The sequence below is a fragment of the Candidatus Marithrix sp. Canyon 246 genome, from assembly GCF_001723685.1.
GTDB lineage: Bacteria > Pseudomonadota > Gammaproteobacteria > Beggiatoales > Beggiatoaceae > Marithrix.
The window spans coordinates 189,630-200,216 of the sequence record NZ_MCBX01000004.1; the positions used below are offsets into that span (position 1 = coordinate 189,630).

Annotated in this window: 5 protein-coding genes; all 5 read left to right on the top strand. The window is 33.4% G+C overall.

The features are described from left to right. Window positions 1-68 precede the first annotated feature (68 nt). Window positions 69-5,603 (top strand): non-ribosomal peptide synthetase, encoded by a 5,535-nt coding sequence (locus tag BHU68_RS04605; protein ID WP_069470363.1) that lies wholly within the window; start codon window positions 69-71, stop codon window positions 5,601-5,603. A 122-nt stretch (window positions 5,604-5,725) separates the two neighbouring features. Beyond that, on the top strand, window positions 5,726-6,820 hold the full coding sequence (locus BHU68_RS04610) for an RNA-guided endonuclease InsQ/TnpB family protein (protein ID WP_216092861.1): 1,095 nt from the start codon (window positions 5,726-5,728) through the stop codon (window positions 6,818-6,820). A gap of 162 nt (window positions 6,821-6,982) precedes the next feature. Beyond that, a complete protein-coding gene (locus tag BHU68_RS17125; protein WP_069470362.1) occupies window positions 6,983-8,065 on the top strand; it encodes a condensation domain-containing protein in 1,083 nt (360 codons plus the stop codon). Between the two features lie 172 nt (window positions 8,066-8,237). After that, a complete protein-coding gene (locus BHU68_RS18255) occupies window positions 8,238-8,420 on the top strand; it encodes an AMP-binding protein (protein WP_069470361.1) in 183 nt (60 codons plus the stop codon). Between the two features lie 151 nt (window positions 8,421-8,571). Beyond that, window positions 8,572-10,587, top strand: a 2,016-nt coding sequence (locus tag BHU68_RS04625; RefSeq protein ID WP_141700068.1) for a condensation domain-containing protein, incomplete at its 3' end; no start/stop codon positions are given.

The following is a 10,587-nucleotide window of genomic DNA, read 5'->3' on the forward strand; positions in this document are numbered from 1 at the left end:
AATGGCATAGAAATTGGAATAGTAGAAATTAACAGACTTAATTATTACATTAATAGATAAAAATTTCTATGTCAAATTATCCCTTAGAAAAATGTTTGCATCAATTCTTTGAGCAACAAGTCGAAACAACACCTGATGCTATCGCAGTTAAATTTAAAAATCAACAATTAACTTATAGTCAATTAAATGCGCGTGCTAATCAATTAGCTCATCATCTTATTGGTTTGGGTGTTAAAGCTGATGTTATTGTGGGGCTTTGTATAGAACGTTCTCTTGAAATGATTGTAGGAATGTTCGGAATACTTAAAGCTGGTGGGGCTTATGTACCTCTTGATCCTGCTTATCCTGAACAGCGTCTTAATTATATGTTGACGGATTCACAAGCACCGGTTTTATTAACTCAAGCAAAGTTAGTTGGTCAATTACCTAATTTAAATACTAAAATTATTTGTTTAGATACAGATTGGGAACTTATTGCTCAACAACAGAATGATAATCCTATTATTGAACTTCATAAAAATAATTTAGCTTATATAATATATACTTCTGGTTCAACAGGAAAACCTAAAGGTGTGATGATAGATCATCAATCCATTAGTAATCATATGCAATGGATGCAAACCACTTTTCCATTGGCTAAAACTGATAAAGTTCTACAAAAAACTCCTTTTAGTTTTGATGCTTCTATTCCAGAGTTCTATGCACCTTTATTAGTGGGGGCACAATTAATAGTTGCTAAACCTCTGCTGCATCAAGATACTAATTATTTAATCAAAGTTATTAAAGATGAAGGAGTGACTATGGTTCAAGCTACTCCTTCTTTATTGCAAATGTTGCTAGAAGATAAAGAATTTAAAACTTGTATATCATTAAAACGAGTATTTTGTGGTGGCGAAGCTTTGTCAGTAGAACTTAAAAATCGCTTTTTGGAGACATTAAATGCTAGTTTATATAATGCTTATGGTCCAACTGAATCTACCATTACAACAACTACTTACAATACTAAACTATTATCAGATGAGGCTAATTCAGTTCCAATTGGCAAAGCAATAACTAAGGCTAAAATTTATATTTTAGATAAAAATCAAAAAATTGTACCAACAGGTGTTGCTGGTGAATTGCATATTGGTGGAATCGGTTTAGCACGAGGCTATTTAAATCGCCCAGATTTAACAGCAGAAAAATTCATTTATCTTTTCAATCAGCGTCTCTATAAAACCGGAGATTTGGTACGTTATCGCGCAGATGGTAATATAGAATTTATTGGGCGGATTGATAATCAGGTTAAAATTCGCGGTTTCCGTATTGAGCTTGGTGAAATAGAATCAGTAATAATGAAGCATGTTAGTGAAGTCGCAGTGATTGTTAGAGAAGATCAGCCGGGTAATAAACGTTTGGTGGCTTATACTGTTGGTTCAATTGATGGTTTACGTGATGCTGTTAAAGCAGAATTACCTAATTATATGGTACCTGCGGCGTTTGTAAGCTTAGAAAAAATGCCGCTAACGCCAAATGGTAAAATTGATCGACGTGCTTTGCCTGTTCCAACTGAAACTAGAACTGATTCTTTCATTGCACCTCGCAATGAATTGGAACAAAAAATAGCCGATAATTGGCAACAAGTGTTGGGTGTTGATTCTATTGGTGTGCATGATAATTTTTTTGAATTGGGTGGGCATTCATTAATAGCAACTCAATTAGTTTCTCGTCTGCCTGTTACACAGCGCGATTTATTTGAATTTCCTACTATAGCTGGATTAGCTGAGCGAATTAATTCAGAGGCAAAAGAAACGGTAATTATTCCTCGTAGTGATCAGCATGATGTGGTGTCTTTTGCTCAACAACGTTTGTGGTTTATAGAACAATTAGAGCCAAATACAGCAATGTATAATCTGCCGATTTCATTTAAAATAACTGGCAATTTGAATATAGCTAGGTTGCAACAAAGCTTAAATATTATAGTTGAACGTCATGAAGTCATTCGTACTATTTTAAAAAATGTTGATGGTAAACCAGTTCCAGTTGTTATTGATAATGCTGTTGTGGATTTACCAGTAGTTAAAGCTGATGCTGAAACTTTTATTAGTGAAGAATCGGCAAAACCTTTTGATATTTCAACTGATTTAATGTTGCGAGTAACTTTATTAGAAGTTAATTCTAATGAGTTTGTGCTAGTTTTAGTTATGCACCATATTGCTTCTGATGGTTGGTCAATTGGTGTATTATTTGATGAACTTGTAGCCCTTTATAAAGGAAATACGCTACCAGAATTAGCGATTCAATATTCTGATTTTGCGGTTTGGCAACATCAATATTTATCAGAACAAGTGTTGGAAACACAATTAAGTTATTGGAAACAGCAGCTTGATGGAATGCCAACCGCATTAGATTTACCTATTGATAAATTACGCCCTGCTATTCAAACTAGAAATGGTAACAAACTTGATTTACTATTACCAGTTTCAGTTGGAAAAGCATTAAAAACTTTAAGTCAACAACAAGGTGTAAGTTTATTTATGACCCTATTAGGTGCATTTCAAATATTATTGCATCGTTATAGTGGGCAAGATGATATAGTCGTTGGTTCTCCAATTGCTGGGCGTAATCATGCGGAAGTAGAGGATTTAATTGGTTTTTTTGTTAATAGTTTAGTCTTGCGTTCTAAGATTAATAGAGATTCTAGTTTTGTTGAATTGTTGGCAGATGTGCGTGAAGTGACTTTAGGTGCTTATGCAAATTCAGATGTACCATTTGAAAAGTTAGTTGAAGAGTTACAAGTTGTACGAGATGTAAGTAGAAACCCGTTATTTCAAGTAATGTTTGTGTTGCAAAATGCGCCGATGCAAGATTTAGAATTGCCTGATTTAAGTATAAGCCCTTTGTTAGCAGATACTGGCACCGCGATGTTTGATCTGACTCTCGACATGGTGGAAGAAGCTAATTCAGAACTGACAGCTTCATTTGAATATAACACTGATTTATTTGAAGAGAGTACGATTGAGCGGATGATGGTACATTTCCAAACTTTATTGGAAGATATTGTCGCTAATCCAGAACAGTCAATTGCTGAATTAGATATTCTTAGTCAAACTGAAAAAGATCAATTATTAATAGACTGGAATAATACAGCGGCTGATTTTCCTGTAGATAAATGTGTACATCAACTGTTTGAAGAACAAGTCGCAAAAACTCCAGATGCAATTGCAGTAAAATTTGAAAATCAGCAATTAACTTATAGAGAATTAAATCAGCGGGCTAATCAAGTAGCTAATCATTTAGATGTGAAACCAGATACTTTAATTGGTTTATCTATAGAACGTTCTCTTGAAATGATTGTGGGAATGTTAGGAATTCTCAAAGCTGGTGCGGCTTATGTGCCATTAGATCCAAGTTATCCTGAAGAGCGTCTTAATTTTATCTTAGAAGATTCAGGAATAGAAATCTTATTAGATAAACAAGCTTTAGAGCAAATTGATGAAGCAAATGTCGAAAATCCAAACACTGATGTTAAGCCCAATAATCTTGCTTATGTGATTTATACTTCTGGTTCAACTGGTAAACCTAAAGGGGTATTGATTGAACATCAGAGTTTAGTTAATCATAATTTTGCCATTATTGATGAATATAAATTAACGCCTAAAGATAAATTACTACAATTTGCCAGCTTTAATTTTGATGTAGCCACTGAAGAAATTTTTCCAACTTTGCTTAGTGGTGCGACACTAATTCTATGGAAAGCCGTTGTATCTGATTTCACCAATTTTGTTGAACAACAACAATTAACTGTTCTAAATTTACCAGCTCAATATTGGCATACTTGGGTATTAAATGAAAGATTGCCAAGTTGTTTACGTCTTGTTATTGCTGGTAGTGAAACTGTACCGCTAGAAACTGTAAGATTATGGCATGAAACAACTGATATTGATTTACTCAATGCTTATGGTCCAACAGAATGCACAATTACGGCAACTACTTATCAAACGAAATTAGATGACACTAATTCAGTTCCAATTGGCAGACCAATCGCTAATACCCAAATATTTATTTTAGATAAATATCAACAAATTGTACCAATTGGCGTAGCCGGTGAATTGCATATTGGTGGAATAGGCGTAGCACGAGGCTATTTAAATCGCCCAGATTTAACAGCAGAAAAATTCATTTGTCTTTTCAATCAGCGTCTTTATAAAACTGGAGATTTGGTACGTTATTTACCAGATGGTAATATAGAATTTTTAGGGCGGATTGATAATCAAGTTAAAATTCGCGGTTTCCGGATTGAACTTGGTGAAATCGAATCTGTAATAATGCAGCATGTTGATGAAGTCGCAGTGATTGTTAGAGAAGATCGTTTGGTGGCTTATATTGTTGGTTCAATTGATGGTTTACGTGATTTGGTTAAGGCAGAATTACCTAATTATATGGTACCTGCGGTTTTTGTCAGCTTAGAAAAAATGCCGCTGATGCCAAATGGTAAAATTGATCGACGTGCTTTGCCTGCTCCAATTGAAACTAAAACCGATTCTTTCATTGCACCTCGCGATAAATTGGAACAACAATTAGCTGAAATTTGGCAAAAGGTATTAGGCGTTAATGTCATTAGTGTGCATGATAACTTTTTTGATTTAGGTGGGCATTCTTTATTAGCTATCACTTTGCTAGGTAAAATTGAGCAAGCTTTTGATAAAGCAATATCAGTTATTAAACTGTTTCAAGCACCAACTATTGCACAATTTGCTGATATATTACGTGATCAAGCTGATACAGCTACTTGGCGTGCATTGTTGCCAATTCAGGAACACTCTAAGCGCAAACCATTGTTTTTTCTAGGTTCTACTGATTATGCTCGTCTGTTAGTACCCTCGCTTGGTAAAGAACAACCAATATATGGTTTAAATATGTTTGGTTTGCATTCTGAAGAAGTTTTAACTGTAGAAACTATGGCAACAGAGTATTTGCAAGAAATTCGTATTTTACAACCAGAAGGTCCGTATCATTTATGTGGATATTGTTCAGACGCGAAAGTAGCATTTGAAATGGCACAACAACTTAATAAACAAGGGCAAGAAGTAGCATATTTAGGTTTTATTGATGTGGATTGGTATGCTGATTCATCATTTTCTCTGAATCAACGAGCTTCTAAATTTGGAAAAAATATAGCGAAATTTGGACTAAAATTTATTATACATAAAATTAAGGCTAAATTAAAAGCTAGGAAAGAATCAAAGCTTCTATCACAATTAGAACAAGAAAAACAAAAATATGAAGGTTCTGGGGAAAGTTTACCACTACAATTACAACATACATTGTTAATTAAATCATTTTTTAATGCTTTAGATGATTATAAACCTCAATCTTATTCAGGCAATTTGAGCTTATTATTATCATCTGAACTAATTTCAGAATTGGAAATAGATAAAACTTTATCAGAACAAATAAATAGTTTAGTGACAGGAAACGTGACAATGGAGGAGGTACCGGGATATCATGACACACTATTTGTAGAACCACAAGTAAGTACATTAGGCACACGAATTAAATCGCATTTGCAACTGCTTGCTTCTAATAATTCATCTGATACTAATATAATTCACATGGCATAGAAATTGGAATACTAGAAATTAACAGACTTACTTAACATTAAGAGCTGATTACTAGTAATGATTTATGTGGATAAAAGTGATATAATAGCGGAAATGAAATCACATTATGTGACGCAAATAAAATGATAGTTCTAAGCCATAAGATACAAATAAAAAATCCAACAATAAAACAGGATCAATACTTTAGACAAGCTTGTGGTATTAGTAGGTTTGCTTATAATTGGGGTTTAGCTGAATGGCAACGGCAATATGATGCTGGTTTAAAACCAACTGCTTTAGCAGTCAAAAAGGCTTTTAATGCAATCAAACCGATTGAATTTCCTTGGGTATTCAATGTTACAAAATGTGCTGCCGAACAAGCCTTTATTGATTTGGGTTCGGCATTTAAGCGTTTTTTTAAGCATCTAAGCAAATACCCACGGTTTAAAAAGAAAGGAATTCATGACTCATTTTATCTTTCTAATGATCAATTTAAAATTGAAGCAAATAAAATCAGAATACCTAAACTAGGTTGGGTGTCTGTAACTGAAAGTCTTAGGTTTGAAGGCAAGGTATTATCAGCAACCGTTTCTCGTATAGCTAACCGGTGGTTTGTTAGTCTTAACATCCAAATGAATTTTGCACCACACAAGATCAGTGAAAACCAAGCTGACGCTGTAGGTGTTGATTTAGGTGTTAAGAACTTAGCTACTTTATCCAACGGTTCTACCATAGAAGGTTCCAAACCCTTAAAAAAACTTAGTCACAAATTGGCTAGAATTCAACGACATTTGGCAAAATGCACCAAAGGATCCAAACGTTATAATCGACAGAAAATTAAGCTAGCACAACTTCATTACCGCATCCGTTGTATTCGTCAAGATAGTTTGCATAAGCTAACTCATCATATTTGTCAAGACTTCAAGATAATATGCATTGAGGATTTGAATGTTAAAGGGATGATGAAGAATCATAAATTAGCTAAGGCTATAAGTGATATGGGTTTTTACGAGTTTAAACGGCAGCTTGAATATAAAGCAACTCTTTTTGGAAATTGGATTTCAACTGTTTCAAAATGGTTTCCTTCTTCAAAAACATGCTCAAACTGTGGTAACAAGAAAGATGAATTAAAACTTTCTGAACGGATTTATCTGTGTGATAAATGTAGTTTTGAAATAGATCGTGATTTAAATGCAGCAATAAATATTGAACGAGAAGGCATATGTCTTCTCTCTTAACCGAGTAGCAAAATACCGGGGGCTAACCGGAAATTAACGTGCGGGGACAAGACGGCTCTGTTTCTGGAAGTACTTCCAGTAAGCAACCTGCTTGGATGAATCGCAAATTTAACCGTGAGTGATCACATTTGCTCACAAATAAAGTAGCAGAGAACAATTTCTATGTCAACAAATCTTCAACAATTTATTTGTAATTTAAATGAAAATATTAATATTGAGGTTTTTGAGCAGGCTTGGCAAAATTTAGATAAAATTAATTGCCCATTACATTTTGAAGATTGGAGCGATATTTATAATCCTGAGATTCAATTAGTTGCTTATTTAGACTCTGATAAAAAACAAGCTTTTGATCTTACCAAACCTCCATTTATACGATTAGCTTTATTTAAATTTAGTGATAATAATTATCGTTTTATTTGGACATCTCATAATATTGTAGATGCTAAATCATATTTAACTTTATTTAATGAAACTACAAAGTTAGAATTAGGCAACATTTATACTTATAGCGAATATTTTTGGCGAAAAAGTCTCAGTGGTGTAGAAGCTCCAACACCTTTAATTAGGAGTGTTGAGGATGAGGTTTGTATAAAAAAAACTTTTGATTTTAGCGAAACTTTAAGCGAAGGTTTAAAATTCTTTGCTGAACAAAATGGTTTGACGCTTAATACTTTGCTACAAGCGGCTTGGGCAATTTTATTAAGTCGTTATAGTGGTGAAGATAAAGTTATATTTGGTGCAACTGGTATTAATAATATTGTTCCAGTTTGCACTCAGCTTGATGCTGATATGGATGTATTAACTTGGTTAAATAATCTACATCACAATTGGCTAGATATACAGGAATATGAAGATATTCCTTTTCAACAATGGAGCGATATTCCGGCTGATTTGCCTTTATTTGATAGTGTTGTTGCATTTGAAGAAATGGATAATCGTCTGCATTTGATGCTTGATTATCCAAATGCTGAAACAATATTTGGGCATTTGCAGACTATTCTAATCAGCATCATAGCCAATCCTACACAAAATTTATCAAAAATATCATTATTAACCAAAGCAGAAAAAGATCAATTATTAATTGAGTGGAATAATACAGCGGCTGATTATCCTTTAGATAAGTGTGTACATCAACTGTTTGAAGAACAAGTAGAAAAAACTCCAGATGCAATTGCGGTTAAATTTGAAGATCAACAATTAACTTATAGAAAATTAAATGAGCGTGGGAATGTTAGGAATTCTTAAAGCTGGTGCTGCTTATGTGCCATGAGATCCTAGTTATCCTGAAGAACGTCTGAATTTTATCTTAGAAGATTCTGGAATAGAAATCTTATTAGATAAAGAACGTTTAGAACAAATTGATGAGCAAAATGTTGAAAATCCAAGCACTGATGTTAAGCCAAATAATCTTGCTTATGTGATTTATACTTCTGGTTCAACTGGCGTAGCCGGTGAATTACATATTGGCGGAATAGGTGTAGCACGAGGCTATTTAAATCGCCCTGAATTAACAGCAGAAAAATTCATTTCTCATTTCAATAAGCGTCTCTATAAAACTGGAGATTTGGTACGTTATTTACCAGATGGTAATAATTTTTAGGCTGGATTAATAACCAAGTAATTTGTTAATGTTTTAGGTAAGTATAAATTTGAAAGATTCTCAGAAATTTTGATCCTAATTATAAATGGCATAGAAATTGATTACTAAAAAATCAACAAAGATTTAATTGCATTAATAGAGAAAAAATTCTATGTCAACAAATGATCAAATTCATGAAACTTATCCCCTTTCTCCTGTTCAAAAAGGCATGTTATTTCATAGCCTTGAGCAACCAAATAATGGTGTTTATCTTCAGCAGTTTATCTGTAATTTAAATGAAAATATAAACATTAAGGCTTTTGAGCAAGCTTGGCAAAAAATTATAGAACAATATGCTGTTTTGCGTACTGGATTTCAGTGGCAAGGGTTAAATGAACCACAACAAATAGTTTATAAACAAGTTAATTGTCCATTACACTGTGAAGATTGGAGCGATATTGATAATCCCGATATTCAATTAGCAGCTTATTTAGAATCTGATAAAAAACAAGGTTTTGATCTTACCGAGTCTCCATTAATAAGATTAGCTTTATTTAAATTTAGTGACAATGATTATCGTTTTATTTGGACACATCACCATATTATTTTAGATGGTAGATCATATTTTATTTTATTTAAAGAATTGTTTAATATTTATAGAATATTTAATGAAAATAAACAGTTAAATTTAAGCAAAGTTTATCCTTATAGCGAATATATTGAATGGTTAGAACAACAAGATTTTTCTAAGTCAGAGCAATTTTGGCGAAAAAGTCTTAGTGGTGTGGAAGCTCCAACATCTTTAATTAAGAGTGCTGAATCTGTTGTTGAGGAAGAAGCTTATCTTGAAAAAGCCTATGATTTAAATGAGACTTTAACTGAAAGTTTAATATTCTTTGTTGAACAAAATGGTTTGACGCTTAATACTTTAGTACAAGCAGCTTGGGCAATTTTATTGAGTCGCTATAGTGGTGATGATAAAGTTGTCTTTGGTGCAACAAGAGCTTGTCGTCATTGGACTAAAATTGAACCTAGTAACAGAGCGGGTATATTTATTAATACGGTTCCATTTTGCACGAAGCTTGATGCTAATATGGATGTATTAACTTGGCTAAATAGTCTGCGTCGCCATTGGGTAGAAATGCGGGAACATGAACATACTCCTTTAACTCAGATTCAACAATGGAGTGAAGTTCGGGCTGATTCATCCTTATTTGATAGTATTTTAGTATTTGAAAATGCTGATCTTAACAGTAGTTTACGTGCTCAAGGTGGTGATTGGGAAAAACGTGATTTTACTCTGCTACAAACAACTAATTATCCATTAGTATTATCAGCTACAGTGGATAGTCGTCTGCATTTAATGCTTGAGTATGAAACAGCACGTTTTGATACTGGTATCATTAATCGCATGTTTGGGCATTTGCAGAATATTTTAATAAGTATTATAGCAAATCCAACACAAGGTTTATCAGAAATTTCATTATTAACCAAGACTGAAAAAGATCAGTTATTAGTAGAATGGAATAATACAGCGGCTGATTATCCTTTAGATAAATGTGTACATCAACTTTTTGAAGAACAAGTAGAAAAAACACCAGATGCAATTGCGGTTAAATTTGAAAATCAAGAATTAACTTATAGAGAATTAAATGCACGTGCTAATCAAGTCGCTCACCATTTAGATGTTAAACCAGATACTTTAATTGGTTTATCTATAGAGCGTTCCCTTGAAATGATTGTGGGAATGTTAGGAATTCTCAAGGCTGGTGCCGCTTATGTGCCATTAGATCCAAGTTATCCTGAAGAACGTTTAAATTTTATTTTAGAAGATTCTGGAATCGAAGTCTTATTAGATAAAGAACGTTTAGCACAAATTGATGAAGCAAATGTCGAAAATCCAAACGCTAATGTTAAGCCCAACAATCTTGCTTATGTGATTTATACTTCTGGCTCAACTGGTAAACCTAAAGGGGTATTGATTGAACATCAGAGTTTAGTTAATCACACTTTAAGTGCCAGCAATACATTTGAACTTAATGAAAATGATCGTGTATTACAATTTGCTTCAATGAGTTTTGATGCTGCGGCTGAAGAAATATATCCGTGCCTAATAACAGGAGCGACACTAGTTTTACGTACCAATGAAATGTTGGATTCAATTTCAATTTTCTTGCAAAAATGTAAA

Coding starts and splice junctions, on each gene's coding strand:
- BHU68_RS04605 (WP_069470363.1), top strand. CDS start 69: ATGTCAAATTATCCCTTAGAAAAATGTTTGCATCAATTCTTTGAGCAA.
- BHU68_RS04610 (WP_216092861.1), top strand. CDS start 5,726: ATGATAGTTCTAAGCCATAAGATACAAATAAAAAATCCAACAATAAAA.
- BHU68_RS17125 (WP_069470362.1), top strand. CDS start 6,983: ATGTCAACAAATCTTCAACAATTTATTTGTAATTTAAATGAAAATATT.